At 70.7% G+C, this 24334-nt stretch carries 26 protein-coding genes; 18 read left to right on the top strand and 8 right to left on the bottom strand.

Going from position 1 to position 24334, the window contains the following annotated elements; all coding sequences use genetic code 11:
• Positions 1-37 precede the first annotated feature (37 nt).
• From purS to ACJJVL_RS13085, 10 genes are all read left to right on the top strand, one after another.
• Complete coding sequence (gene purS, locus ACJJVL_RS13130) at positions 38-298, top strand: phosphoribosylformylglycinamidine synthase subunit PurS (protein ID WP_405219351.1); 261 nt, start codon at positions 38-40, stop codon at positions 296-298.
• Positions 295-984 (top strand): phosphoribosylformylglycinamidine synthase subunit PurQ, encoded by a 690-nt coding sequence (gene purQ / locus ACJJVL_RS13125; protein ID WP_405219349.1) that lies wholly within the window; start codon positions 295-297, stop codon positions 982-984. The genes purS and purQ overlap by 4 nt, the downstream gene beginning before the upstream one ends.
• Before the next feature lie 58 nt (positions 985-1042).
• Positions 1043-2608 carry an AMP-binding protein gene (locus ACJJVL_RS13120; protein ID WP_405219347.1) on the top strand — a complete coding sequence of 522 codons (1566 nt, stop codon included), beginning with the start codon at positions 1043-1045 and terminating at the stop codon, positions 2606-2608.
• A 36-nt stretch (positions 2609-2644) separates the two neighbouring features.
• Positions 2645-3133: a DUF3817 domain-containing protein gene (locus ACJJVL_RS13115; RefSeq protein WP_405219346.1), complete on the top strand. Its 489-nt coding sequence runs from the start codon at positions 2645-2647 to the stop codon at positions 3131-3133.
• 57 nt (positions 3134-3190) lie between these two features.
• Positions 3191-3649 carry a DIP1984 family protein gene (locus ACJJVL_RS13110; RefSeq protein WP_405219344.1) on the top strand — a complete coding sequence of 153 codons (459 nt, stop codon included), beginning with the start codon at positions 3191-3193 and terminating at the stop codon, positions 3647-3649.
• 339 nt (positions 3650-3988) lie between these two features.
• Positions 3989-6277, top strand: coding sequence for a phosphoribosylformylglycinamidine synthase subunit PurL (purL, locus tag ACJJVL_RS13105; RefSeq protein ID WP_405219342.1), 2289 nt, complete (start codon positions 3989-3991; stop codon positions 6275-6277).
• A gap of 182 nt (positions 6278-6459) precedes the next feature.
• Entirely contained in the window at positions 6460-6894 is a 435-nt protein-coding gene (locus ACJJVL_RS13100) for a DUF1761 domain-containing protein (RefSeq protein ID WP_405219340.1), read from the top strand.
• Complete coding sequence (locus ACJJVL_RS13095; RefSeq protein ID WP_405219338.1) at positions 6891-7367, top strand: SRPBCC family protein; 477 nt, start codon at positions 6891-6893, stop codon at positions 7365-7367. Before ACJJVL_RS13100 ends, ACJJVL_RS13095 begins: the two co-directional genes overlap by 4 nt.
• Positions 7368-7466: 99 nt before the next feature.
• A complete protein-coding gene (locus tag ACJJVL_RS13090; RefSeq protein WP_405219336.1) occupies positions 7467-7991 on the top strand; it encodes an NINE protein in 525 nt (174 codons plus the stop codon).
• 360 nt (positions 7992-8351) lie between these two features.
• On the top strand, positions 8352-8648 hold the full coding sequence (locus tag ACJJVL_RS13085) for an NINE protein (protein ID WP_405219334.1): 297 nt from the start codon (positions 8352-8354) through the stop codon (positions 8646-8648).
• A gap of 7 nt (positions 8649-8655) precedes the next feature.
• Here ACJJVL_RS13085 and ACJJVL_RS13080 read toward each other — a convergent pair whose 3' ends face one another.
• Positions 8656-8946 carry a chorismate mutase gene (locus ACJJVL_RS13080; protein ID WP_405219332.1) on the bottom strand — a complete coding sequence of 97 codons (291 nt, stop codon included), beginning with the start codon at positions 8944-8946 and terminating at the stop codon, positions 8656-8658.
• Between the two features lie 205 nt (positions 8947-9151).
• Here ACJJVL_RS13080 and ACJJVL_RS13075 point away from each other — a divergent pair, with 205 nt between their 5' ends.
• The 3 genes from ACJJVL_RS13075 (at position 9152) to ACJJVL_RS13065 (ending at position 11797) form a co-directional block, all read left to right on the top strand.
• The gene (locus ACJJVL_RS13075) at positions 9152-9775 is read left to right on the top strand and encodes a maleylpyruvate isomerase N-terminal domain-containing protein (RefSeq protein WP_405219330.1); all 624 of its coding nucleotides are present in this window, start codon (positions 9152-9154) and stop codon (positions 9773-9775) included.
• Between the two features lie 85 nt (positions 9776-9860).
• Positions 9861-11210, top strand: a complete 1350-nt coding sequence (gene gdhA, locus ACJJVL_RS13070) for an NADP-specific glutamate dehydrogenase (RefSeq protein WP_405219328.1) — start codon at positions 9861-9863, stop codon at positions 11208-11210.
• Positions 11211-11482: 272 nt separating this feature from the next.
• The gene (locus ACJJVL_RS13065) at positions 11483-11797 is read left to right on the top strand and encodes a VOC family protein (RefSeq protein WP_405219326.1); all 315 of its coding nucleotides are present in this window, start codon (positions 11483-11485) and stop codon (positions 11795-11797) included.
• 172 nt (positions 11798-11969) lie between these two features.
• Here ACJJVL_RS13065 and ACJJVL_RS13060 read toward each other — a convergent pair whose 3' ends face one another.
• A complete protein-coding gene (locus ACJJVL_RS13060; RefSeq protein ID WP_405219324.1) occupies positions 11970-13256 on the bottom strand; it encodes an adenylosuccinate synthase in 1287 nt (428 codons plus the stop codon).
• A gap of 157 nt (positions 13257-13413) precedes the next feature.
• Between ACJJVL_RS13060 and ACJJVL_RS13055 the strand changes: the two genes are divergently transcribed.
• Positions 13414-14661 (top strand): Nramp family divalent metal transporter, encoded by a 1248-nt coding sequence (locus ACJJVL_RS13055; protein WP_405219715.1) that lies wholly within the window; start codon positions 13414-13416, stop codon positions 14659-14661.
• A 16-nt stretch (positions 14662-14677) separates the two neighbouring features.
• Here ACJJVL_RS13055 and ACJJVL_RS13050 read toward each other — a convergent pair whose 3' ends face one another.
• From ACJJVL_RS13050 to ACJJVL_RS13040, 3 genes are all read right to left on the bottom strand, one after another.
• Complete coding sequence (locus ACJJVL_RS13050) at positions 14678-16033, bottom strand: TIGR01777 family oxidoreductase (protein ID WP_405219322.1); 1356 nt, start codon at positions 16031-16033, stop codon at positions 14678-14680.
• Between the two features lie 112 nt (positions 16034-16145).
• Positions 16146-16619, bottom strand: coding sequence for an SRPBCC family protein (locus ACJJVL_RS13045; RefSeq protein WP_405219320.1), 474 nt, complete (start codon positions 16617-16619; stop codon positions 16146-16148).
• A 73-nt stretch (positions 16620-16692) separates the two neighbouring features.
• Positions 16693-17121 carry an SRPBCC family protein gene (locus ACJJVL_RS13040; protein ID WP_405219318.1) on the bottom strand — a complete coding sequence of 143 codons (429 nt, stop codon included), beginning with the start codon at positions 17119-17121 and terminating at the stop codon, positions 16693-16695.
• A gap of 152 nt (positions 17122-17273) precedes the next feature.
• Between ACJJVL_RS13040 and argG the strand changes: the two genes are divergently transcribed.
• The 4 genes from argG (at position 17274) to ACJJVL_RS13020 (ending at position 21200) form a co-directional block, all read left to right on the top strand.
• Positions 17274-18695: an argininosuccinate synthase gene (gene argG, locus ACJJVL_RS13035; protein ID WP_405219317.1), complete on the top strand. Its 1422-nt coding sequence runs from the start codon at positions 17274-17276 to the stop codon at positions 18693-18695.
• A 401-nt stretch (positions 18696-19096) separates the two neighbouring features.
• A complete protein-coding gene (locus tag ACJJVL_RS13030; protein ID WP_405219315.1) occupies positions 19097-20098 on the top strand; it encodes a hypothetical protein in 1002 nt (333 codons plus the stop codon).
• On the top strand, positions 20095-20565 hold the full coding sequence (locus tag ACJJVL_RS13025) for a phage holin family protein (RefSeq protein WP_405219313.1): 471 nt from the start codon (positions 20095-20097) through the stop codon (positions 20563-20565). Before ACJJVL_RS13030 ends, ACJJVL_RS13025 begins: the two co-directional genes overlap by 4 nt.
• Complete coding sequence (locus ACJJVL_RS13020; RefSeq protein ID WP_405219311.1) at positions 20562-21200, top strand: DUF3618 domain-containing protein; 639 nt, start codon at positions 20562-20564, stop codon at positions 21198-21200. The genes ACJJVL_RS13025 and ACJJVL_RS13020 overlap by 4 nt, the downstream gene beginning before the upstream one ends.
• Before the next feature lie 90 nt (positions 21201-21290).
• Here ACJJVL_RS13020 and ACJJVL_RS13015 read toward each other — a convergent pair whose 3' ends face one another.
• The 3 genes from ACJJVL_RS13015 to ACJJVL_RS13005 are packed head-to-tail and all read right to left on the bottom strand — an operon-like array spanning position 21291 to position 24309.
• Positions 21291-22007 carry a glycosyltransferase gene (locus ACJJVL_RS13015; RefSeq protein WP_405219309.1) on the bottom strand — a complete coding sequence of 239 codons (717 nt, stop codon included), beginning with the start codon at positions 22005-22007 and terminating at the stop codon, positions 21291-21293.
• Positions 22004-23308, bottom strand: a complete 1305-nt coding sequence (locus ACJJVL_RS13010; RefSeq protein ID WP_405219307.1) for a PIG-L family deacetylase — start codon at positions 23306-23308, stop codon at positions 22004-22006. Before ACJJVL_RS13010 ends, ACJJVL_RS13015 begins: the two co-directional genes overlap by 4 nt.
• Entirely contained in the window at positions 23302-24309 is a 1008-nt protein-coding gene (locus tag ACJJVL_RS13005; RefSeq protein ID WP_405219305.1) for an acyl-CoA dehydrogenase, read from the bottom strand. Before ACJJVL_RS13005 ends, ACJJVL_RS13010 begins: the two co-directional genes overlap by 7 nt.
• Positions 24310-24334 lie beyond the last annotated feature (25 nt).

Genomic DNA, 24334 nt, shown 5'->3' with positions numbered 1-24334 from the left:
GGCACACCCCCCGTTCCACAACCGCAGGGAGCAGCCCATGGCCCTCATCGTCGTCGACGTCATGCCGAAGGCAGAGATCCTCGACCCGCAGGGCAAGGCGGTCACCCGCGCCCTCGCCCGCCTCGGCCACGAAGCCGTCGGCGATGTGCGGGTCGGCAAGCGCTTCGAGCTGCGCGTGGAGGGCGACGTGACGGATGCCCTGCTCGAGCAGGTGCGCGAGGTTGCCGGCCAGGTGCTCGCGAACACGGTGATCGAGGATGTCGTGGGCGTCCGCGTCGTCGAGGAGGCAGCCCAGTGAGGGTCGGTGTCATCACCTTCCCGGGCACGCTCGACGACCGGGACGCGCAGCGCGCCGTGCGGCTCGCCGGGCACGAGCCGGTCGCGCTCTGGCACGGCGAACACGACCTGCACGGCGTCGACGCGCTCGTGCTGCCGGGCGGCTTCTCGTACGGCGACTACCTGCGCTGCGGTGCGATCGCGGCCCTCTCGCCGATCATGACCGAGGTCATCGAGGCCGCGCACAAGGGGATGCCCGTGCTCGGCATCTGCAACGGCTTCCAGATGCTCGCCGAGGCACGCCTGCTGCCCGGCGGCCTGGCGCGCAACGAGACGGGCCTGTTCGTGCGGCGCGATCAGCGGCTGCGCGTCGAGCGCACCTCGACGGCGTGGACGAACCGCTTCGAGACGGGGCAGGAGATCGTCATTCCGCTGAAGAACGGCGAGGGCCGCTTCGTCGCCACGCCCGAGGAGGTCGCGCGCATCGAGGGCGAGGGCCTCGTCGCCTTCCGCTACCTGGGCGACAACCCGAACGGCTCGATCGACGAGATCGCGGGCCTGTCCAACGCCGCCGGCAACGTCGTCGGCCTGATGCCGCACCCCGAGCACGCCGTCGAGCTGGGCTTCGGCCCCACGACCACGCGCATGAAGGCGGGCCTCGACGGGCTGGAGATCTTCAAGTCGGCATTGGAGTCCGTCGCAGCCTGAGCCAGCCCCCGGGTTCTATGCTCCTCACCAACGGCCATCCGCCGACGAAGGAGTCAGCATGTTCGAGAGCCCGCACGCACCCGTGGCGATCCCGGAGGTCAGCGTCTTCGACCTCCTGTTCGACGACCTGACCGACGCGGAGAGAGACCACACCGCACTGATCGACGGCGCATCCGGCGCCCTGACCAGCTACGGCGAGCTCGTCGACCGCAGCCTCGCGCTCGCCGGTGCGCTCGCGGCGCGCGGACTCGGACCGGGGGATGTCGTCGCGCTGCACAGCCCGAACGTGCCGGCGTTCGCCATCGCGTTCCACGGCATCCTGCGCTCCGGTGCCACGGCGACGACGATCAACGCGATGATGAACGCGGCCGAGATCGGCAAGCAGCTGCAGGACTCGAAGGCGAGCATGCTGCTGACCGTCTCGCCGCTCGCGCCGCAGGCGATCGAGGCCGCCGCCGCACGCGGCATCCCGGCCGACCGGATCGTCGTGATGGACGGGTTCGAGGGGCACCCGAGCCTCGCCGACCTGCTCGCCGAGGGTCATGCCGCGCCATCGGTCGCCATCGACCCCGCAACGCACGTCGCCGTCATGCCCTACTCCTCCGGCACGACCGGCAACCCGAAGGGCGTGCTGCTCTCGCACCGCAACCTGGTCGCGAACGTCGTGCAGTGCGTGCCGCTCATCGACGTGCGGGCGGAGGATCGCGTGATCGCCGTGCTGCCGTTCTTCCACATCTACGGCATGACGGTGCTGCTCAACATCGCGCTGCGGCAGCGCGCGACCCTCGTGACCATGCCGCGCTTCGATCTCGCCCAGTTCCTGGGGCTGATCCAGGATCAGCGCATCACGTTCGCGTTCATCGCCCCGCCCATCGCGGTCGCGCTCGCGAAGCATCCGCTCGTCGACGACTACGACCTGTCGTCGCTCACGACGGTGCTGTCGGGTGCCGCGCCGCTGGACGAGGCACTGGGCCAGGCGGTCGCCGAGCGGCTCGGCGTCGAGGTGCTGCAGGGCTACGGCATGAGCGAGCTGAGCCCGGTCTCGCATGTGATGCCGCGCGGCAGCGGTGCGCCGCTGAGCACTTCCGGCGCGACGATCCCGAACATGCAGTCGAAGATCGTCGACATCGAGACGGGCGCGGAGATCCCGGTGCCGGCGGAGGGCATCTCGGCGCGCGGCGAGCTGTGGGTGCGCGGGCCCAACGTGATGCTCGGCTACCTCGGCAACGCCGAGGCCACAGCCGAGACGCTCGACGCGGAGGGCTTCCTGCACACGGGCGACATCGCGCACGTCGACGCCGACGGCAACGTCGCGATCGTCGACCGCTTGAAGGAGCTCATCAAGTACAAGGGCTACCAGGTGGCGCCCGCAGAGCTCGAGGCACTGCTCCTGACGAGCCCGCAGGTGGCGGATGCTGCGGTGGTCGCCGTGCCGGATGAGACGGCGGGCGAGATCCCGAAGGCCTTCGTCGTGCGAGCCGATGAGGCGGCGACGGAGCAGTCGGTGATGGACTTCGTGGCCGAGCGCGTCTCCCGCTACAAGCGGGTGCGTGCGGTGGAGTTCATCGATGCGATCCCGAAGTCCGCCTCCGGCAAGATCCTGCGGAAGGACCTGCGGGGCTGACCGAGGGGTCATGCACTCAACATGTAGACTGACTACATGACGAGTGCCACGACCGACCGCGCCTTCACTCCCAAGCGTCTCTACCGCTTCCTCGCGGTGGCGGAGACGATCACGTGGACGCTGCTGATCATCGGCATGATCGGCAAGTACGCCTTCGACTTCGACGGCCTGCTGTTCCCGTTCGGCCTCACGCACGGCACCGCCTTCGTCGCCTACGGCGCGACGCAGATCCTGGTCGGACTGAACCAGCGCTGGTCGGTGCGGCGCATCCTGCTCGGCATTGTCACGGCGATCGTGCCCTACGCGACCATCCCGTGGGAGCGCTCGCTCGAGCGCAAGCAGGCGCTCGACGGCCCCTGGCGCACCGAGGCGAGCGACGACCCGCGCGACGCGAAGGGCATCGACCCGCTCTTCCGCTGGGCGATCAGCCACCCGATCCTGCTCGGGCTCATCGTCGTTATCGCCGTCGGCGCCGTCGTGACCGTGCTGCTGCAGCTCGGCCCGCCCACCGAGTGGTTCGCCTGAGCCGTCTGGCTCCACTGCGCCGCACGGCGCTGAGATTGCCGCACTAGGCTCGCCCGCATGCAACTGGCCGCCGCCCTCGCCCACCGGGCAGACCTCACCACCCGCCGCGACGTGCTGCTCGATCGCGCCGTGCGGAGCGCGCTCGTGCAGGAGGGCTCGCCGCCCGCGGACGACGCCGCCGCGCTGCTCGACGAGCATGCCGGAGTGAGCGCACAGCTGGAGCAGCTGGTGGTGCGCATCAATCTGACGAACACGGCGACGCGGATCGGCGAGCGCTCGATGACGGCGGCGCTCGCCCATCGGGAGATGCTGCGCTCGCGGCACCAGGCGCTGCTGCGCGTCGCCACGGCGGCGACACCGGCAGGCGACCGGATGCGCGCGCAGGAGCTGCGGCTGCTGCCGACGATCGAGCCGCGCGAGCTGCACGAGCAGGCCGAGGCGGTGGCGAAGGAGCTGCGCGAGCTCGACCTCGCGATCCAGGAGGTGAACTGGACGGCCCAGCTGGCAGAGGCATGAGGAGCAGGTAGCCCGAGCAGGAGCGAGCACGAAACCCACGCCGCGGGGTCAAGCGCGGCTCAGCAGGCCGATGGGCCGGCCAGGCAGCAGCAGCTGCTCACCGATCCGCCCGGCACGCACGACACGCGCAACGCGCACGTCACACCTCTCATCACCGTGTGCTGGCCTCTCGGGCGAGGGCGGGAACGGGGCATCCTCGTGCCGACGGGGAGGAGCATCGCGCTCCTCCCCGTCGCTGACTCCCGCTGCGCGCCCGGGCCGCCTGACGCATCCGTCACGCCGATAGGATTGTGAGACCGCCGAGCAGACCCCGCCAAGGGATCGACGCCGAGGAGAGCCGTGACCGCACCCCGCACCACCCCCCGTGACACCGTCGAGGCGGCCGCATCGACCCCGGAGCGGGAGCAGCCGTACGCCGCACTCGGCCTCAAGGCCGACGAGTACGAGCAGATCCGCGCCATCCTCGGCCGCCGGCCCACGAGCGCCGAGCTCGCGATGTACTCGGTGATGTGGAGCGAGCACTGCTCCTACAAATCGTCGAAGACCCACCTGCGTCGCTTCGGCGAGAAGGTCACGCCCGAGATGACCGAGCGCCTCATGGTCGGGATGGGCCAGAACGCGGGCGTGATCGACGTCGGCGAGGGCTGGGCGGTCACCTTCAAGATCGAGTCGCACAACCACCCCTCGTTCGTCGAGCCCTTCCAGGGCGCTGCCACCGGCGTCGGCGGCATCGTGCGCGACATCATCTCGATGGGCGCGCGACCCGTCGCGGTCATGGATGCGCTGCGCTTCGGTGCGATCGACCACCCCGACACCGCACGCGTCGTGCATGGCGTCGTCGGCGGCATCTCCTTCTACGGCAACTGCCTCGGCCTGCCGAACATCGGCGGCGAGACCGTGTTCGACGCCGTCTACCAGGGCAACCCGCTCGTGAACGCGCTCGCCGTCGGTGTGCTGCGCCACGAGGATCTGCACCTCGCGAACGCCACTGGCGCCGGCAACAAGGTCGTGCTCTTCGGCGCCCGCACGGGCGGCGACGGCATCGGCGGGGCATCCATCCTCGCCTCCGAGTCGTTCGACGACGAGGGCCCCGCGAAGCGCCCCGCCGTGCAGGTCGGCGACCCGTTCGCCGAGAAGGTGCTCATCGAGTGCTGCCTCGAGCTGTACGCTGCGGGCGTGGTCGAGGGCATCCAGGATCTCGGCGCCGCCGGCATCTCCTGCGCCACGAGCGAGCTGGCCGCGAACGGCGATTCCGGCATGCGCGTCGAGCTCGACCACGTGCTGCTGCGCGACCCGACGCTCACGGCCGAGGAGATCCTCATGTCGGAGTCGCAGGAGCGCATGATGGCGATCGTCGCGCCCGCGAAGCTCGACGAGTTCCTCGCCATTACCGGCAAGTGGGATGTCGAGACGAGCGTGCTCGGCGAGGTCACCGGCGACGGCCGCCTCACCATCACGCACTCGGGCGAGACCATCGTCGATGTCGACCCGAAGACGGTCGCGATCGACTCCCCCGTCTACGAGCGCCCGATGGAGCGCCCGATCTGGCAGGACGCGCTGCAGGCCGACTCGGCCGCCGCGCTACCGCGCGTCACCGGCACAGCGCTCGGCGACCAGCTGCGCGCGCTCACCGGCAGCCCCAACCTGGCCGACGCATCCTGGATCACGGACCAGTACGACGACTATGTGCTCGGGAACACGGCGCTGTCCACCCCTGACGACGCGGGCATGGTGCGGATCGACGAGGAGTCGGGCCTCGGCTTCGCCGTCTCGGTCGATGCCAACGGTCGCTACTGCCAGCTCGACCCGCGCGAGGGCGCGAAGGCCGCGCTCGCCGAGTCCTACCGCAACGTGGCCGTCTCCGGCGCGACGCCGGTGGGCGTGAGCGATTGCTTGAACTTCGGCAACCCCGAGATCCCGGCGGTCATGTGGCAGTTCTCCGAGGCCGTCGACGGCATCGCGGACGGCTGCGCGGAGCTCGGCATCCCCGTCACGGGCGGCAACGTCTCCTTCTACAACCAGACCGGCGAGACGCAGATCCACCCGACCCCCGTCGTCGGCGTGCTCGGCATCATCGACGACGTCGACCGCCGACTGCCCTCCGGGTGGCAGGACGACGGCCAGGCGCTGTTCCTGCTCGGCACGACGCGCGACGAGCTCGATGGCTCGGCGTGGGCAGGCGTCATCCACGATCACCTCGGCGGCTTGCCCCCGAAGGTCGATCTGGCTGCCGAAAAGCAGCTCGGCGGCCTGATGCAGGGCATCGCGTTCGAGGGTCTCGCGACCGCTGCGCACGACCTCTCCGAGGGCGGGCTCGCGTTGGCCGTCGTCGAGGGCGCGCTGCGCTTCGGCATCGGCGCGCGCATCTGGCTCTCCGGGCTCACGGAGCGCGACGGCATCGACGACACCGCCGCGCTGTTCTCCGAGTCGGGCGCCCGCGCGCTCGTCGCCGTCGCCCGCGAGGACGAGGTGAAGTTCACCGGCATGTGTGAGGCGCGCGGCGTGCCCGCGCTGCGCATCGGGGTCACCGATGCGACGAGCGGCACGATCGAGATCCAGGACGTCGCGACGCTCTCGCTCGATGAGCTGCGGGCCGCGAACCAGGCACCGCTGCGCCGCTTCGCCTGAAGGCCGGCCGCGCCCCGTCGCCTGCCGAAGCCGGGCCGCGGGGCGCGTCTGTGCGGGGCGGGCTCAACGCTCGCTTCTCAACCGAGCCCTTGGTCTGGCAAGTCGATTGTTCGGGCGCCACGCCATGGAGTCGGTTCAAGCGCAGCGTCGACCGGCAACGCAGCCGCGCCTATGCTTCGACTATGGAACTCACCGTGCCGGCCATCAACATCTGGGCCGTCCTACTCGCGACCGTCGCAGCGATGCTGGTCGGCTTCGTCTACTACCACCCGAAGGTGCTCGGCACCTCGTGGATGCGCGCCATCGGCCACACCCCGGAGTCGGTCGCCAAGGGCCCGAAGCCGTGGGTCTATCCGCTGCTGATCGTCTGCGCCTTCGCGACCGCGTGGGTGCTCGCGGGCGCCGTCTGGATCTCCTTCGAGTTCTACGGCGGCAGCTTCCTGCTCAACGCGCTCGTCACGGGCTGGATTCTGTTCATCGGCTTCACCTTCTCGCGCGTGATCGTGCATGATGCCTTTGACCCGCGTGGATTCCGCGTCACGCCGCACACGGCATTCAACGAGCTCCTCATCATCACGGCGATGGCGCTCATCATCGGCGTCTGGCCGCCGGCATGACCGACATGGCGTTGACGCTCGAGCGCTCGATCAACGCGGCACCGGATGCGGTGTGGCGCGTGCTCACCGACCTTGAGGGCTCCGAGGCGGTGCTGTCGGGCGTGACGCGCATCGAGCGGCTCGCGGGCATCGGCTACTCGATCGGCACGCGCTGGCGGGAGACCCGCACGATGCTCGGGCGCGAGGCGACCGAGGAGATGGAGGTCGTCGGGATCGATGAGGGCCGCTCCACGATGATCGCCGCCGAGACCGGCGGCATGGCCTATCGCACCGAGTTCACCCTCGAGTCGGCCGCGCAGAGCGACGGCGACGCGCAGACGCTGCTGCGGATGCGCTTCAGCGGCTCCTACCTGTCGCCCTCGTGGTTGCAGCGCACGATGGCGAAGCTGACGGCAAGGCTCGGCCTGGCCGCCATGCGCAAGGTCATGCAGCAGGATCTCGACGACATCGCCGCGGCGGCAGAGCGAGGCTGACGCCCAGACGCGGTCAGCCCCGGAGTCGACCGCTCAGCGAATCCTGAAGATCTCGCACTTCTCCCGCTTGTCGGCCAGTGGGCTACCTATGATGCAGCCATGACACCGATCCCGTCCGCGCCTGGCTGGTACGACGCCCCCGACGGAGTTCGCCGCTGGTGGGACGGTCAGCGCTGGGGCATTGCTGCGGAACATCAGTCCGGCACGCACGCCCTCGCACAGCGCGCACCGATGCACGTGCAGCAGGCCCGACCGGCGCCGCCCGACCAGCAGTGGCAGATGCCGCCGCAGGTGCCGGTCGTGCAGGCGCAGGTGAAGTTGAAGGACGTCGGACTTGCGTACGTCTTCGCGATCTTCCTGGGCGGATTCGGAGCACACCGCTTCTATCTGGGCAGGGTCGGCAGCGCCATCGCGATGCTCCTGATGTGGCAGATCGGGGTCGCCACCGCCTGGCTAGGAGTCGGACTGCTGCTCGTCGTGGCGACAGTGATCTGGTTCATCGTCGACCTGTTCGCACTGCGAGGAATGGTGCGCGAGAGAAACCATCAACTGGTCCAAGAGGCCCAGCAGATGCATGCCCTGCATGGGCCCGCACAGCAGTGGCCCCCGCTGCCGTACCGCTGAACGGGGCTCCGCGCACGACCTACACTGGAGCGCGTGAACGCAGAGCAGCCCGCTGAGCCTGGCTGGTACGACGACGACAGCGGCAGGCGCCGCTGGTGGAACGGCACGCACTGGGGCGCATACGCACCCTGGGGCGAGAGCGCGTCGACACCTCGCCCTTCGCCACCCGCTCCGCGGCCGACGCTCGACCCATCGCTCACGTTCGATCCCACCGCCGCGGGACGTGCAGCGAGGGCGCTGCAGGGTGCGGAGCAGGGCACCAGCGAGCCTCACTCCGACCGCGGTCCGATCAGGCACGGTCCCCAGCGTTCCCGGCCAGGAGGCCCGGATGCTGCACCTCGATCGCGCGACAGCAGACGGATGAGGATCGCCTACGCGCTGTTCGCCGCCCTCGGGCTGCTCGGCGCGCACCGCTTCTACCTCGGTCGAGTCCGCTCGGCGACCGTCCAGATGATGCTCTCGTTCGCCGCCGCTGCTGCGGCAGTGGTGCTCGCCGGTGACCCGTCGACGCTGCTGCTCGCCGCTGTGCCGGTGGTTGCTGGCGGGTGGTGGCTCATGGACCTGTTCCGCACCGCAGGGATGGTGCGAGAACGCAACGGCCTGGAGGCCACGCGATCGGATGCACCGGGCTACGATCGCGGCTGGCCGCACGCCTGAGCGGCGGCTATTCGGCGCCGGCGATCCGCTCGTGGTGGTGGATCACCTCTGCGATCACGAAGGTGATGAACTTCTCCGCGAACTCGGGGTCGAGCTCCGCGTCCTCCGCGAGCCGGCGCAAGCGCGCGATCTGCTCCCGCTCACGGCTCGGATCGCTCGGCGGCATCCCATACGCCGCCTTCAACTCGCCGACGGCCTGCGTCAGCTTGAAGCGCTCGGCGAGCGTATGGAGGAGGATGGCGTCCACGTTGTCGATGGAGCGCCGGCAGCGCTGCAGCTGCTCCTCTGGGGTCGTCATGCCTCCACCCTATTGATCGCGCGCGCCGAGCCCCGCCTCAGCTCTCGTGGGGCAACGTGCTCGTTGACCGGTTCTGCCGCGGCGGATCCGGTACGCCAGGGCGGCAGCAGCAGAGGGGGTCCGCGAAAGGACGCTCGCGCCGCAGGCCGACCTGGCGGCGCGAGCGGGCCTGGCGGGGCGCGCGACGGGGTGCGACGATGCTGGCGTGACGGTCAACTTCGGCACGGCGGCGAGCGAGTTCGGCACGCTGGTCGAGCGCGTTCCGCGCGGGGCGTTGGATGGCCCGGGTCTCGGCGAGTGGAGCCTGCGAGAGCTCATCGGCCACACCTCACGAGCCATCAGCACGGTCAGCGACTACCTGTCTGCTCCTGAGCCCGCGACGAGCACCGTGCACTCGGCGAGCGAGTACCTCGAGGTGGTGCTGCGGCAGCAGGGCGACGACGAGGCGATCGCGCTGCGTGGTCGGGCAGCCGCCCAGCAGCTGGGCGACGACCCAGCAACGGCGATCTCCGAACTCTTCGGTGACGCCGTTCGAGCGCTCGCGCTGGCTGACCCCGCCAGGCTCGTGGCAGTCGGCTCCGATGGCCGCGTCGCCATGCCGTTGCGCGAATACCTGCGCACGCGCGTCTTCGAATTGACCGTGCACGGCGTCGACATCGCCGATGCCGCCGGTCTGGACTGGACGCCGCCGTCTGCGCACCTCATTGACGCCCTGCACCTGGCGGCCACCAACGCGACCGCCCGCGATGTCGGCGTCGAAGCCCTGCGGATGCTCACCGGCAGGCGGCCGGATGCCGGGCTCGACGGCGTGCTCGCAGCCGGTCGGTGAGTCAGCCCGAAGCGGGCGGGGACCAGCGACAGCGAGCTCGGCGGTAGGCTCGCAGGGTTGTCTGACACCGACGAGGAGCCCTCCTTTGACGCAACTGCACCCCCAGCTCGTGCCCGTCTTCGACGATGTGCTGCACCGCAACCCGGGTGAGGCCGAGTTCCATCAGGCGGTCTTCGAGGTGCTCGAGAGCCTTGGTCCGGTGGTCTCGAAGCGCCCCGACTACGTCGACGCGCAGATCCTCAATCGCATCGTCGAGCCGGAGCGCCAGATCATCTTCCGCGTGCCGTGGATCGACGATCGGGGCACGGTGCAGATCAACCGCGGCTTCCGCGTGCAGTTCAACTCGGCGCTGGGCCCGTTCAAGGGCGGCTTGCGCTTCCACCCGAGCGTCTACCTCGGCATCGTGAAGTTCCTCGGCTTCGAGCAGGTCTTCAAGAACTCGCTCACGGGGCTGCCGATCGGCGGCGGCAAGGGCGGCAGCGACTTCGACCCGAAGGGCAAGTCCGACGGCGAGATCATGCGCTTCTGCCAGTCGTTCATGACCGAGCTGTCGAGGCACATCGGGCAGTACACGGATGTGCCCGCCGGCGACATGGGCGTCGGCGGACGCGAGCTCGGCTACATGTTCGGTCAGTGGAAGCGATTGACGAACAACTACGAGTCGGGTGTGCTGACGGGCAAGGGCCTGACGTGGGGCGGCTCGCAGGTGCGCAAGGAGGCGACCGGCTACGGCGCGGTCTACTTCCTCGACGAGGTGCTGAAGTCGCGCGGCGAGTCCTTCGACGGCAAGCGCGTCGTGGTGTCGGGGTCGGGCAACGTCGCGATCTACGCGATCGAGAAGGTGCATCAGCTGGGCGGCACCGTCATCGCCACCAGCGACTCCTCCGGTTTCATCGTCGATGAGCAGGGCATCGACCTCGAGCTGCTGAAGGACATCAAGGAGGTGCGGCGCGGCCGCATCGCTGAGTACGTGGATGCGCGCCCGCAGGCCTCCTTCTCGTCGAACGGCCACACCATCTGGACAGTGCCGTGCGATATCGCCATCCCGTGCGCGACGCAGAACGAGCTCGACGAGGACGACGCGGCGACACTGGCCGCGAACGGCTGCACGCTGGTCGGCGAGGGCGCCAACATGCCGACAACGCAGGGCGCGGCTCGCGTCTTCGCAGACGCCGGTGTCACCTTCGCGCCCGGCAAGGCGGTCAACGCCGGCGGTGTCGCAACCAGCGCGCTCGAGATGCAGCAGAACGCATCCCGCGACTCCTGGACGTTCGAGCACACCGACGAGCGGCTCGCCGAGATCATGCGCGGTGTGCATGACCTGTGCGCGGAGACGGCCGAGGAGTACGGCCGTCCCGGAGACTACGTGAAGGGCGCGAACATCGCCGCCTTCAACCGCGTCGCTGACGCCATGCTCGCACTCGGCGTGATCTAGCACGCCGCGGCACCGTGCGGCCGGCGTCGTCCGGCGTCGTCCAGCGTCGTTCAGCGTTTGACTGCATCGACCGATGGTTCGCTTGCACATCGATGTGAACGGCGTTAACACCGTCGTTTGCTGGGCATCGTCGAGACCGCCGCTGCGCCGCAGCACTGACGAACCCCCGTGAAAGGCTCCACGATGACGGCGATGTCGCTCTACATCTGGCTCCGGGCACCGCTCGCGACGCCCTCCGCTTCTACCAGGGGGTCTTCGGTGGAGAGCTGCAGATGCACACGCTCGCCGACATGGGACGCACCGACGGCCCGCCGGATGCGATCGGGCACGGCATGCTCTCCGGCGCCGTCACCCTCTTCGTCACAGACGCGGTCGGTGACGACGAGCCGCTCGAGATGCACGGTGCGGCCCTGGCGCTGCTGGGGACCGCCGACGGGCCAACGCTCACGACCTGGTTCGACGCGCTCGCCGCCGGCGGCACCGTGCTCGACGCGCTGCAGGAGCGCCCGTGGAACGCCACTGACGGTCAGGTGCGCGACCGCTACGGCGTCCGCTGGCTGATCGGCTTCGAGCACGCCGCGGCCTGAGCAAGCCCCAGTGCGGCCACTCGCCCGGCATCGCTGGCTCCCACCCCGTCCGCCAACCGAGCCTGCGGTGCGGCAAGCCGAAAATCGTCACGCCAGACCAGGTGCTCGGTTGGCCGACGAGGGTGCACCGCGAGCGAGACCGGGCCAGGCCGGGCCGGGCCGGGCGGGCTGCTCAGTCGATGAGGTCGTGCACCTGCACGATCGCCTCGCGGTCGGCCCCGACGCCGATCGCCGAGATGCGTGAGCCGGAGCGCTCCTCGAGGAAGCGCACGTAGGCCTGCGCGTTGGCCGGCAAGTCCGAGAACGCGCGAACGCCCGTGATGTCCTCGCTCCAGCCCGGCAGCATCTCGTAGATGGGCTTCGCGTGGTGGAAGTCGGACTGCGAGACGGGCATCTCGTCGAAGCGCCGCCCGTCGACGTCGTAGGCGACGCAGACCGGGATCTGCTCGATGCCCGTGAGCACGTCGAGCTTCGTCAGCACGATGTCGGTCAGGCCGTTGATGCGGGAGGCGTAGCGCGTGATGACGGTGTCGTTCCAGCCGCAGCGGCGCGGTCGGCCCGTGGTGGTGCCGAACTCGAAGCCGTTCTTGCGCAGCAGCTCGCCCCACTCGTCGAACAGCTCGGTCGGGAACGGCCCCGCGCCGACGCGGGTCGTGTAGGCCTTGACGATGCCGATCGCACGGTCGAGTCGGTTCGGGGCGACTCCCGAGCCCGCCGCAGCACCCGCGGTGGTCGCGGTCGACGAGGTCACGAACGGGTAGGTGCCGTGGTCGATGTCGAGCATGGTCGCCTGACCGGCCTCGAACACGACCGTCTGGCCAGCGTCGAGGGCGCGCGAGAGCTCGAGTCCGGTGTCGGCGACCATGGGTCGCAGCCGCTCGACGTAGGAGGTCAGATCGTCGAAGATCTCGTCGCACGTCACGGAGCGACGGTTGTACACCTTCGAGAGCATGTGGTTCTTGACGTCGAGCGCGCCCTCGATCTTCTGCCGCAGGATCGACTCGTCGAACAGATCCTGCACGCGGATGCCGACACGGTTGATCTTGTCGGCGTAGGCCGGGCCGATGCCGCGGCCCGTGGTGCCGATCGAGCGCTTCCCGAGGAAGCGCTCCGTCACCTTGTCGAGGGTGCGGTGGTAGTCGGTGATGATGTGCGCATTCGCGGAGACGCGCAGCTTCGACACGTCGACGCCGCGCGCCGACAGCGCCTCGAGCTCATCGAAGAGCACCTCGAGATCGATCACGACGCCGTTCCCGATGACCGGGGTCACGCCCTCAGTGAGGATGCCGGAGGGCAGCAGGTGCAGCGCATACTTCTCGTCGCCGACGACGACGGTGTGGCCTGCGTTGTTGCCGCCGTTGAACTTGACGACGTAGTCGGTGCGGCTGCCGAGCAGGTCGGTGGCCTTGCCCTTGCCCTCGTCGCCCCACTGGGCGCCGACGATGACGATTCCTGGCATGGGAGCTTCCCTTCGACGGGTTCGCGTACACCCAAGCCTATCGAGCCTCAGGCGTCGTCCCGCACGAGGGCGCCTCGCCGTTTCGGCTTACCCGTAGACCAGATTTCGGCAGCCCGAAAACTCGCGCTAGCATCGTCGCGTGGCTGTCTTCTCTCGCTTGCCGCGCGCACCGCGCACACGGCATGCACGGCGCCCACGAGGCAACCTCGGCCTGCTGCTGCTCGGGCCAGCGCTCGTCGCGGGCGTCGCCTACCTCGATCCCGGCAATGTGGCCGCGAACGTCACGGCAGGGGCGCGCTACGGCTACCTGCTCATCTGGGTCGTGGTGTGCGCCAACCTGGTCGCCTGGCTCATCCAGTACCTCTCGGCGAAGCTCGGCGTCGTGACCGGCAAGAGCCTGCCGGAGCTGCTCGGCGAGCGCTTCGGCTCGCGCGCCGGCCGCATCGCCTACTGGATGCAGGCCGAGGGAGTGGCGATCGCCACCGACCTGGCAGAGGTGATCGGTGGGGCAGTAGCGCTCTGGCTGCTGTTCGACGTGCCGCTGCTGGTGGGCGGCCTCATCACCGGCGCCGTCTCGATGGTGCTGCTCACCGTGCAGTCACGCCGCGGCCCGCGCGCATTCGAGTTCGTGATCATCGGCCTGCTCGCGGTCATCGTGCTCGGCTTCATCTGGGGCGTCGTGGTCGCGCCGCCGGATCCGGCGGGGGTCGTCGGCGGCCTGGTGCCACGCTTCGAGGGCACCGACTCGGTGCTGCTGGCAGTCAGCGTGCTCGGCGCGACCATCATGCCGCACGCCATCTACGCCCACTCGAGCCTCGCGCGCGACCGCTTCCGCGATCGCGGGGGCCTCACCACCGTGCGGCTGCTGCGCGCGACCCGGCTGGATGTCTCGGTGGCGATGCTGATCGCTGGCGGTGTCAACCTGGCGATGATGCTGCTCGCCGCCGCGAACCTTGCGGGGGTGGAGGGCACCGACACGCTCGAGGGCGCCCACGCCGCGCTCGGGGAGGCACTCGGCCCAGTGGTGGCGACGATGTTCGCCATCGGGCTGCTCGCCTCCGGCCTCGCGTCCACCTCGGTGGGCGCCTACGCGGGCGCCGAGATCATGCAGGGGCTGCTGCACATGCGCATCCCCCTGCTCACGCGGCGCCTCGTGACCCTCGTGCCGGCGCTCATCATCCTGGGCTTCGGCATCGATCCGACGCTCGCGCTCGTGCTCAGCCAGGTGGTCCTGTCGTTCGGCATCCCGTTCGCGCTCATCCCGCTCGTGCGCCTCACCGCCGACCGCTCTGTGATGGGCGAGCATGTGAACGGCCGCTGGACGACCGTGGCCGGGGTCGCCGCGGCAGTCGCGCTGAGCGCGCTCAACGCCGTGCTGCTGTGGCTCGTGATCACGGGCGCGTAGGCGCCGCGCGTCCGGACTAGCGGCCGGCTTCGCGCTGCCGGCCCAGCTGGTGCCGGAGCGCGTCCTCGAGCCGTGGCCGGCGGAACCGGTGGTCGAGCGCGGCGAGCGCCTCCGGCACGACGTGCTGGTTCGCGAGCGCCACCTCCTGCATGCCCTGCTGGCCGAGCAGCAGCCGCGGCCCGATCGACGGCGTCGGCAGCACGGCGGGGCGGTGGAGCACGCCGGCGAGCTCCGCCGCGAACTCCTCCTGGCGAACGGCCTGCGGGCTCACCGCGTTGACTGGCCCCTCGACACGATCGTCGAAGATCGCCCGCGCGTACACATCGACCAGGTCGTCGAAGTCGATCCACGACTGCCAGTGCTGCCCTCCCGCGAGCGGCCCCCCGAGCCCTGCCTGGTAGATCGGCCGCAGCACGTGCAGCATGCCTCCCCGGCCGCTCAGCACCAGGCCCGTGCGCACCTGCACGCCGCGCACGCCCTGCGCGTCGCCCGCCTTCGCCTCGGTCTCCCAGTCGGCGACGACGTCAGCGAGGAACCCCTCGCCCGCGCCGCTCGTCTCGGCGAGCGAGCTCTCGCCGCGGTCGCTGCCGTACCAGCCGATGGCGGATGCACTCACGAACGTCCCCACGCCGCTCGCGGCCGCCCGCTCAGCCAGCAGCCTGGTCGGACCGATGCGGCTGCTCCGGATGCGGTGGCGATGCGCGTCGTCGAAGCGCCCGAAGATCGATGCCCCCGCCAGGTGCACCACCGCGTCCACGCCCTCGAGGAGGTCGGCAGCGGGCGCTTGGGGATCCCAGCGCCGCTCCCCATCACCTGCCTCGCGGCGCACGAGCCGGATCACCCGGTGGCCCCCGCTGGTGAGGAATGCGGTCAGCGCGGTGCCGATGAGCCCGCTGCTGCCGGTGACGGCGATGGTCTTCGACGGCGCCGCCAGCTCGCGGTGCCGCTCGAGGTCATCGGCGAGCTGCCGGTGGCGGTAGACGAACATCGGGCGCAGCAGGTGCGAACCGACGAGCGTGTCGACACGGTCGTGCACGCGCGTGGCCGCGCCCGCGGCCGACTCGACCGGCTCGAAGCGATGCTCGTGGTGCCAGCGCACGGCGGCGAGCGCTGCTGATCGCAGCCCGTCGTCCACGCGGTCATCGACGAACGCACGCCCCTCGATGTAGCCCTCGGGGTCGTGCTGGCTCACCCAGATCTGTCCGCCCGGCAGTGCGAGCTCTGCGCGCCCGTCTGCGAGCGAGCCGGCCTCCTGCCGCACCCGGCCAGGCATCCACGGGGGCAGCATCCGCTGGAACGCTCCGGGGCGCGTGTGCCACGCCCAGACCTCGTCGATGCCGGCGTCGATCGTGCTCCAGTGCTGGATACCCATGCAGCGACGCTACGCCCCGACCCTGGGCGTCCTCGATGAGGACAGGGTCGGGGCGCAGCGTCGTGGGTGCGGCGTCGTGGGTGCGGCGCTCCGCGGGGAGCGCCGAGTCGGGTCAGTTCCCGGTGCTGTCCTTCGAGCGGTCGATGTCGCCGTCCCAGCCGGACTCCGCGGCGCTGGTCGAGGGCTCCGCCTCGGCGAGCTCCTTGAAGCGCTTGAGGTCCTTGCCGATCTGCAGGTCATCGATCTGCAGCAGCGCACCGATCGCCTCAACGGCGCCCTGCGGCTTCCAGTCGATCTGCACGTTCACGCGCGTCATCGCGTCGTCGATGCGGTGGAAGGTGACGACGCCGGCGTGCGTCTCGCCATCGATGCTGCGCCATGCGACGCGCTCGTCCTTGTGCTGCTCGGTGATCTCGGCGTCGAACTCGCGGTCGACACCGGCGATGGAGACCTCCCAGTGGAGGCGCTCATCGGTCTGCTGCGTGATGCGCTCGACGCCGCCCATGAACTTCGGGAAGTCCTCGAAGCGAGTCCAGAGCGCGTAGACGGCGCTGATCGGGGCCTTGACGTCGATGCTGTCGGTCATCTGGGGCATGGTGCTCCTCGTTCTGGTCATGGTCGGATCGTGCTGCGCCAAACGGCGCTCGGTTGGCGCGACACTACGCCGCGCGGCTGAGCGATTGCTCGGCGCGCATCCTGAAGCGCTGCAGGTCGCAGCGGATGGTGCGCTCGTCGAGCTCGTGCATGCCGGGGCCTCGCGGGCCGTCGCCTCGCGGCGACCAGATCACGCGCAGCGTCACGCGCGTGCGCGCGCTGTCGATCTCGTCGAGGTCGATCCACCACCCCATCGTCGTCTGGTCGACGCTCACCCACGCGATGCGCTCATCCGCTCGGAACTCGGTGACGACCGCGTAGAAGGAACGCGGCACATCAGCGATCGACACGCGCCAGCGCAGGCGCTCCCTGGTCTCGACGTACACCGAGTCCACTCCCGTCATGAACTCCGGGAAGCGCTCGAACTCGGTCCACGCACGAAACACCTCGCTGCGAGGTGCCGCGACTTCGAACTGATCATCGACCTGCAGCATGGTCACCCTCCTGCCCGAGGCACCGACTTCGTGTGTCTGTACCCCGTTACCCGATCGTGACATCGAAACCTGCATGCATCAAGGGACGTGTCTGGGAGTTCGCTCACACGGGCGCGGCGCGCGGTGCGGCGGGCTGAACGTAGACTTGCGGCATGTCCAAGGTCCTCTCCTCCCTGCCCGTCGGCGAGCGCGTCGGCATCGCCTTCTCCGGCGGTCTCGACACGTCGTGCGCCGTCGCGTGGATGCGCCACAACGGTGCCGTGCCGTTCACCTACACCGCAGACATCGGCCAGTACGACGAGCCCGACATCGATGCCGTCCCTGGGCGTGCCACGGAGTACGGCGCTGAGGACTCGCGCCTGGTGGATGCGAAGTCGGCCCTGGTCGAGGAGGGCCTCGTCGCGCTCGCGACCGGTGCCTTCCACATCCGCTCCGGCGGACGCACCTACTTCAACACCACGCCGCTGGGCCGCGCCGTCACCGGCATGCTGCTCGTGCGCGCCATGAAGGAGGACGACGTCGAGATCTGGGGCGACGGCTCGACCTACAAGGGCAACGACATCGAGCGGTTCTACCGCTACGGCCTGATGGCGAATCCCGGCCTGCGCATCTACAAGCCCTGGCTCGACGCCCGCTTCGTCGCCGAGCTCGGCGGCCGCAAGGAGATGTCGGAGTGGCTGGTGGAGCACGGCTACCCCTACCGCGACGCCACCGAGAAGGCCTACTCGACGGACGCGAACATCTGGGGCGCGACGCACGAGGCGAAGACCCTCGAGCACCTGGACGAGTCGATGGAGGTCGTCGAGCCCATCATGGGCGTGAAGTTCTGGGACGACTCGGTCTCGATCGCCACCGAGGAGGTCGCGATCCGCTTCGAGGCGGGGCGCCCGGTGGCGATCAACGGCAGGGAGTTCCCGGATGCGGTGGCGCTCGTGATGGAGGCCAACACCATCGGCGGCCGGCACGGCCTCGGCATGAGCGACCAGATCGAGAACCGCATCATCGAGGCGAAGAGCCGCGGCATCTACGAGGCGCCGGGCATGGCGCTGCTGCACATCGCCTACGAGCGGCTGCTGAACGCGATCCACAACGAGGACACCATCGCGACCTACCACGAGCAGGGCCGCAGGCTCGGGCGCCTCATGTACGAGGGCCGCTGGCTGGACCCGCAGTCGCTCATGCTGCGCGAGTCGATCCACCGCTGGGTGGGCTCGTCGGTGACCGGTGAGGTCGTGCTGCGCCTGCGTCGCGGCGAGGACTACTCGGTCGTCGACACCCGCGGCGAGGGCTTCTCGTACCACCCCGACAAGCTCTCGATGGAGCGCGTCGGCGACGCCGCGTTCGGCCCCGAGGACCGCATCGGGCAGCTGACCATGCGCAACCTCGACATCGCGGACTCCCGCTCGCGACTCGAGGGCTACGCGGCCGCCGGGCTCGTCGAGGGCGAGACGGCGAAGCTGCTGGGCGCGCTCGAGGCCGGCAGGGCCGCCGAGATCATGGTCTCGCCCGACGACGACCCCGAAGCGCTCGAGCAGTGGAACGATCGCGCCGCGATGGACCTCGGCACCGACTGATCCCACCGCGTGCGGTACCGAATGGTCGCTCGCCTGCGCGGTGAGCGACCACTTCGTACCGCACGCTTGTTGCGGTACCGAATGGTCGTCCGGTCGCCCGCCCGCCCGACGAGCGACCAGTTCGTACCGGATGCCCGGTGCGGCTCGGGATGCCGCACGAATCTGCGCGACCGATGGGTCGCCGACGTGCGCATGCCGCCCGGTTCGCGCGGTCCTGCCGAGGAGTCCCTGCACAGGGACATCCCCGTCGACCGCGGCGACGCTCGCCGCCATCCTCGGGCGTGATCCGCTGACGGTGCTCGGATCTTCTCGACGAGTTCCCAGGAATGGGGGACATGTTTGGGGGACAGCAAGCACTCGACGCGGAGGCGCACGTCTCCGCCCGCACGATTGGACGGACCATGACAGTGCACCACCCCCAAGAGCCGCAGTCGCGGCAGCCGCACGACCCGACGGGCGTCACGCCGACAGACCCGACGGGCGTCACTCCGACAGACCCGACGGGCGTCACGCCGACAGACCCGACGGGCGTCACGCCGACAGACCCGACCGCCTCAACAGGAAGCACGGACGACCGCGTCGCAAGAGCCCCACTCGGCACTGACAGCTTCGCTGCCCCTGCAGCAGCTTCGACGAGCGACCGTGCAGCGCACGACGCGCCGCTCGGTGCGCCGCACGACGCGTCGCAGGGCACGTCGCAGGTGGCGAAGGACGAAGCCGCGCACGTCTCGGGCACCGCGAAGGAGCAGGCGGGGAACGTGGCCGACACGGCCAAGGACGCCGCCCGCGGTGTCGCTGACACGGCGAAGGGCGAGGCGAACCAGGTCGTCGGCGAGGCGAAGCGACAGGCCAGCCAACTGCTGGACGAGACCATGCACGAGGTGCGCGACCAGGCGAAGACGCAGCAGCGCCGTGCGGCAGAGGGCATGCGCACCTTCGGCGACGACCTGCACGAGATGACCGGGAGCGCAGACGATTCCCTGGCGTCGCAGCTCGTCGGCGAGGTCGCGCAGCGCGTGAGCGCCGCGGCTGGCTGGCTCGAGCAGCGTGAGCCGGCCGACCTGCTCGACGAGGTGAAGTCGTTCGCTCGTCGCCGGCCGGGCACCTTCATCGCGATCGCGGGCATCGCCGGCCTGCTGGTCGGTCGTCTGGCTCGCGGAATGGTCGGCGACGCGCAGGAGCAGCGGGAGCCGGAGGGTCGCACCGATGCGACCGCCGGCAGCTCGCGATCGATCGACGCGGCCTCGACCCATCGGTCGGACACCGCCGCGGTGCCGGTCGACAACGAGCCGTGGCACGGTGAGCGGCCTGCGGCAGACGTCCCCGGTGCCGCCAGCCCGCTGCGATCCACCGACCAGATCGTCAACGGCTACCCGGGCGCACGCCGAGAGGGCGGACAGTGACGGGCATCAACGATCAGACCGGACGCCACTCGCCCGCCGATCCCGCGGTCCTCGCCGCAGACACCCCGGCGGAGGAGCGCGCAGCGACCCAGTCGCTCGGCGACATCGTGGGAGACCTGACGCAGGACTTCTCGACGCTGATGCGGCAGGAGATCGCGCTCGCCAAGGCGGAGGCAACCCAGCAGGCCAAGCACGCCGGCAAGGGTGCGGGGATGCTCGGAGGCGCAGGCTATGCGGCCGGCCTCGTCATCCTCTTCCTGTCGTTCGCGCTGATGTGGGCGCTGGGCGACCTGCTCGACCACATCGGATGGGGAGCGCTCATCGTCGCGCTCCTCTGGGCCGTGGTCGCCCTGGTGCTCTTCCTGCTGGGCCGCAAGGCCCTCAAGCAGGTCGAGCCCATGCCGGAGACGGTCGATTCCGTCAAGCACATCCCCGAGGCACTGAACACCACTGAGGAGCAGCGATGAATGAGACACCAGAAGAGATCCGCGCCCGTATCGACAGGACGCGGCAGAGCGTGAGCGGCGACGTCGACGCGCTGGCCGAGAAGGTCTCGCCGAGCAGCATCGTCGGCCGCGAGACCGAGCGAGCGAAGGGCAAGCTGCACGACGTCAAGGATCGCCTCTTCGGCGCCGATGATCACGACTCCGGCGTGATCGGTGGGGCGCGCGACGACGTGCGCCACGCCGTCGGCGACATGGGTGACAGCGTGCGCGGCACTGCGGAGCGCGCGACGCAGAAGGCGAAGGGCAATCCGCTCGCGGTGGGCCTCATCGCGTTCGGCGTCGGCGCACTCATCGCATCCCTCATCCCGGCGAGCAGTGCCGAGAAGGATGCGGCGGGGAAGGTGAAGGAGGCCGCACAGCCGCTCATGGACGAGGCGAAGGATGTCGCCAAGGAGGCGGCCGAGCACCTGAAGGAGCCGGCGCAGGACGCCGCGCAGTCCGTCAAGGATTCGGCGCAGCGTGCCGGCGAGCACGTCAGGGACGACGCGCAGTCGGCCGCAGCCGACGTGTCATCTGAGGCTCAGTCAGCCAGCGACGAGGTGCGCGCCACCGCGCAGGATGCGACGCAGCGCGTGCAGGACGAGCGTCAGCACTGACGATCGCGCACGGAGCATGACCGTGGGGCCCTGGTGGAGTACCGCCGGGGCCCCACCGCCCTCTGCCGGCGGCGCAGCATCGTCGGATCGCTAGTCGATCGAGGGCTGCCCCTCCAGCGCCGCGAGGTAGCTCGCGAATCCGCCCTCGACGCGGCTGCGCGTGCGCGCGGAGGTGCGCACCGCGGGTCGACGCTGATCGTCGACGGCAACGCCTGCGGCAGTGAGGCGTGCGACCAGATCGGCATCCTCGTGCAGCCGCATGGGCGCGACACCGCCGATCCGCTCGAGCGCGGACGCCCGCACGCCGAGGTTCGCGCCGTGCACGGCGACGCCGGGCGCAAGCCCATCGTGGGACTCGTGCCAGGCGGCGAGCGCACCCGCCGACAGCTGCGACGCCTCTGGCTCAACCCGGCCGACATGCAGGTCGGCGCCGCTCCGGGCCGCCCGCAGGTGATCGAGCAGCCACGAGCGCGGCACGGTGCTGTCGGCATCCGTCATCGCCACCCACGCTCGATCCAGCCTGCCCTGCACTCGCCACGGGGCAAGGCCGTGCTCGATTCCCGCTCGTCGGGCGACACCGACCGACGCCGCCTCGATCTCGATGACCTCGGCACCCGCCGCCCGCGCGATCGTCGCCGACTCGTCGACGCAGGCGTCGGCGACGACCACGAGCCGCGTCGCGACGTCGGGCATGCGTTTGCCGAGCGCCGCCCGGGCGCCCGAGATGCTCTCGATGCAGGCCTCGAGCGTCGCGGCTTCATCGCGCGCCGGCACGACGACCAGCACCCGTTCGATCGGCGTGCTCATCGGGGCACCAGCACGTCGATCAGGAACGCCTCGTCGCGGTGCTCGACGATGCGCCGCATCCCCTCGATGCTGGCAGCGAGCGCATGCACCTCCTCGGCCGATGCGAGCATGTCGTCGCTGTCGCCTCGCCAGTGGCAGAGCACGACGTGAGCGCCGGCATCCCGTGCCTCGTGCAGCAGCGTCCGCAGCGCATCCGCCTCGATGTAGGAGCCCAGCTCGCTCAGCACGACGAGGTCGAGGTCGGCGACCGGCAGACCGTCGTGCGCGGTGCGGTGCTCGACCCAGGCGTTGGGGATCCCGTCGAAGGTGCGCCGCGCCTCGGCGAGCGCGGGCAGTGATGCGTCGATGCCGAGCGCCGACTCGCAGCGGGCGGCGAGCTCTGCGGTGAGCGTCGCGGTGCCGCATCCGACCTCGACCGCCAACCGGTAGTGCTCCTCGGGCAGCGCCGCGAGCACCAGTGCGCGCTTGCGCCGCTCGTACCAGGACGATCGGGTCGCCCAGGGGTCGGCCTCCTGCGCGTAGCGCTCGTCGAACGCGGTGCGGGCCGCGGGCGGTGCAAGCAGCAGCCACTCGTCTCCGGCGAACCTGGCGAGCATCTCGGGCGTCAGCACGGCCCGGTCGTCGTCGTGCGGCGACAGCGGCGCAACCTGGGAGCGGTGCGCGGCGATGGCACGCGCCTTGGCCTCGCGAGCCTCGGCGTCCAGCGGCACACGGCGCAGCGGCAGCCCGTCGAACAGGCCGGGCTCGCCCCACAGCCACGCCCAGATCGGCGCCCACGCGCACGAGCGGCTGGCCTCGCGCGCGACCGCGGCCACCGCGTCGCCCACGACCTCGTGATCCGGATGCCCGTCGCGCGACCACGGGGCCAGCACGAGGCCATCGGCGGGCAGCGCCGCGATCAGCGGCGCGATGGCTCCCACGAGCTCGCGCCGGTGCGCGCGCACGGCACCGTCGGGCAGCCCCAGCCGGATGATGTGCGCGCCGATCTCGGCGAGCGCCGCCTGCTGCTCCTCCCGACGCCGAGCCGCGAGCGCGACCGGCGTCAGGGTCGGTGAGCCCGGGTGCGAGCCCTCGCCGTCGGTCGCCACGACGACGGTCACGGGGATCCCGCGGCGTGACGCATCGCGCATGGATCCGAAGGCGCCGAGCACCTCGTCGTCGGGGTGTGCGGCCACGACCAGCAGCTCGCTGGGCGCTGTCTGCAGCACCGGCGCGTCGCGCAGTGCGCGGCTCTGCAGCCATGCCTCGAGCGGCGTGCCGGCGTCGTCGCCGCGGAAGCGCGGCCCGGTCGGCGTCACCACGGTGCCGTCCCCGCTGCCGTGCGGGTCTGGATGTCGGCGCCGAGCGTCGCCTGGTCGCGCTCGGCATGGTGCTGCCGAACGTACAGCTGCAGATCGGCGACCCGGCGCGCGTGCTCGGCCTCGAGCGCGAGCGGCGCGGGCCCGAGCGCGTGGGCGACGCGCGTGAGGGTCTCCTCGGCCGCGCGCGCGACGATCCCGCGCGTGCGGAGCGCCAACAGGCCCGGATCGACCGCGGTGTCGTTGGCGTCGATGCGCCGGGCCGCATCCGCGAGCGCCAATCGTGACGCGGTGAGGGCCTCGTCGATCGCGCCCAGGTGCGCGAGCCGCAGCGGCGCCTCGCCCGCGGCGCCCAGGAGCCTCCGCGCAATCGCGACGGCTCCGCCGTGCCAGCACGCGGCGACGCCGATGCCGCCCCAGGCGAAACCGGGGCGCCGCAGGTACCAGCCGGGCACGCCCACCGGCTCGGCGGACACACCGTCGAACCGCACGGGTCCTGAGGGGATGCCCGCGAGGCCGCGCGCGTGCCATGCGCCGGGCACGGCCTCGACGCCCGGCTGCCGCAGGGCGACGTCGACCAGCACGCGCTCCTCCCCCTGCCACGCGGAGACCAGCGCGCGGTCGAGGCGGTCGGCGAGCGAGCACCACGGCTTCTCGCCGTGCAGGCGACCGTTGCGCAGCTCGAGCCGCGCGCCAGGTCCCTCGGCCGCGAAGACGCCGTAGGCACCCGCCGCGGGCGCACGATCCGCTTCCGCGAGGATGGCGATCGCATCCAGGTGCGGCTCGATCGCGCGCGCGACCTCCAGATCCTGCGCACCGAGCGTCGCGAGCGCCTCGAGCCGCTCGATGGTGCGACCGCTGCCAGGCAGCGGGATGGCGGCTGCGAGTTCGGGTGCGGCGGCGAGCGCGTCGGCGACAGTCGCGGGCAGCGAGCCGAGCGCCGCCAGATCGTCGGCGCCGGCCCCGCGGTCGAGTGTGACGCCAGCGTCGATCGGCGCGGTCACCGTCGCACCCCTCGGACGACGCCGC

Source organism: Agrococcus sp. Ld7, assembly GCF_045064095.1.
GTDB lineage: Bacteria > Actinomycetota > Actinomycetes > Actinomycetales > Microbacteriaceae > Agrococcus.
The sequence above is the reverse complement of the archived record's forward strand: the minus strand, read 5'-3'. Positions and strand labels throughout refer to the sequence as shown.

Coding starts and splice junctions, on each gene's coding strand:
- ACJJVL_RS13050 (WP_405219322.1), bottom strand. CDS start 16,033: ATGGGTATCCAGCACTGGAGCACGATCGACGCCGGCATCGACGAGGTC.
- ACJJVL_RS13115 (WP_405219346.1), top strand. CDS start 2,645: ATGACGAGTGCCACGACCGACCGCGCCTTCACTCCCAAGCGTCTCTAC.
- argG (WP_405219317.1), top strand. CDS start 17,274: ATGTCCAAGGTCCTCTCCTCCCTGCCCGTCGGCGAGCGCGTCGGCATC.
- ACJJVL_RS13015 (WP_405219309.1), bottom strand. CDS start 22,007: ATGAGCACGCCGATCGAACGGGTGCTGGTCGTCGTGCCGGCGCGCGAT.
- ACJJVL_RS13100 (WP_405219340.1), top strand. CDS start 6,460: ATGGAACTCACCGTGCCGGCCATCAACATCTGGGCCGTCCTACTCGCG.
- ACJJVL_RS13110 (WP_405219344.1), top strand. CDS start 3,191: ATGCAACTGGCCGCCGCCCTCGCCCACCGGGCAGACCTCACCACCCGC.
- ACJJVL_RS13030 (WP_405219315.1), top strand. CDS start 19,097: ATGACAGTGCACCACCCCCAAGAGCCGCAGTCGCGGCAGCCGCACGAC.
- ACJJVL_RS13120 (WP_405219347.1), top strand. CDS start 1,043: ATGTTCGAGAGCCCGCACGCACCCGTGGCGATCCCGGAGGTCAGCGTC.
- ACJJVL_RS13080 (WP_405219332.1), bottom strand. CDS start 8,946: ATGACGACCCCAGAGGAGCAGCTGCAGCGCTGCCGGCGCTCCATCGAC.
- ACJJVL_RS13095 (WP_405219338.1), top strand. CDS start 6,891: ATGACCGACATGGCGTTGACGCTCGAGCGCTCGATCAACGCGGCACCG.
- ACJJVL_RS13060 (WP_405219324.1), bottom strand. CDS start 13,256: ATGCCAGGAATCGTCATCGTCGGCGCCCAGTGGGGCGACGAGGGCAAG.
- ACJJVL_RS13045 (WP_405219320.1), bottom strand. CDS start 16,619: ATGACCGACAGCATCGACGTCAAGGCCCCGATCAGCGCCGTCTACGCG.
- purS (WP_405219351.1), top strand. CDS start 38: ATGGCCCTCATCGTCGTCGACGTCATGCCGAAGGCAGAGATCCTCGAC.
- ACJJVL_RS13085 (WP_405219334.1), top strand. CDS start 8,352: ATGAGGATCGCCTACGCGCTGTTCGCCGCCCTCGGGCTGCTCGGCGCG.
- ACJJVL_RS13090 (WP_405219336.1), top strand. CDS start 7,467: ATGACACCGATCCCGTCCGCGCCTGGCTGGTACGACGCCCCCGACGGA.
- ACJJVL_RS13020 (WP_405219311.1), top strand. CDS start 20,562: ATGAATGAGACACCAGAAGAGATCCGCGCCCGTATCGACAGGACGCGG.
- ACJJVL_RS13065 (WP_405219326.1), top strand. CDS start 11,483: ATGCACACGCTCGCCGACATGGGACGCACCGACGGCCCGCCGGATGCG.
- ACJJVL_RS13040 (WP_405219318.1), bottom strand. CDS start 17,121: ATGCTGCAGGTCGATGATCAGTTCGAAGTCGCGGCACCTCGCAGCGAG.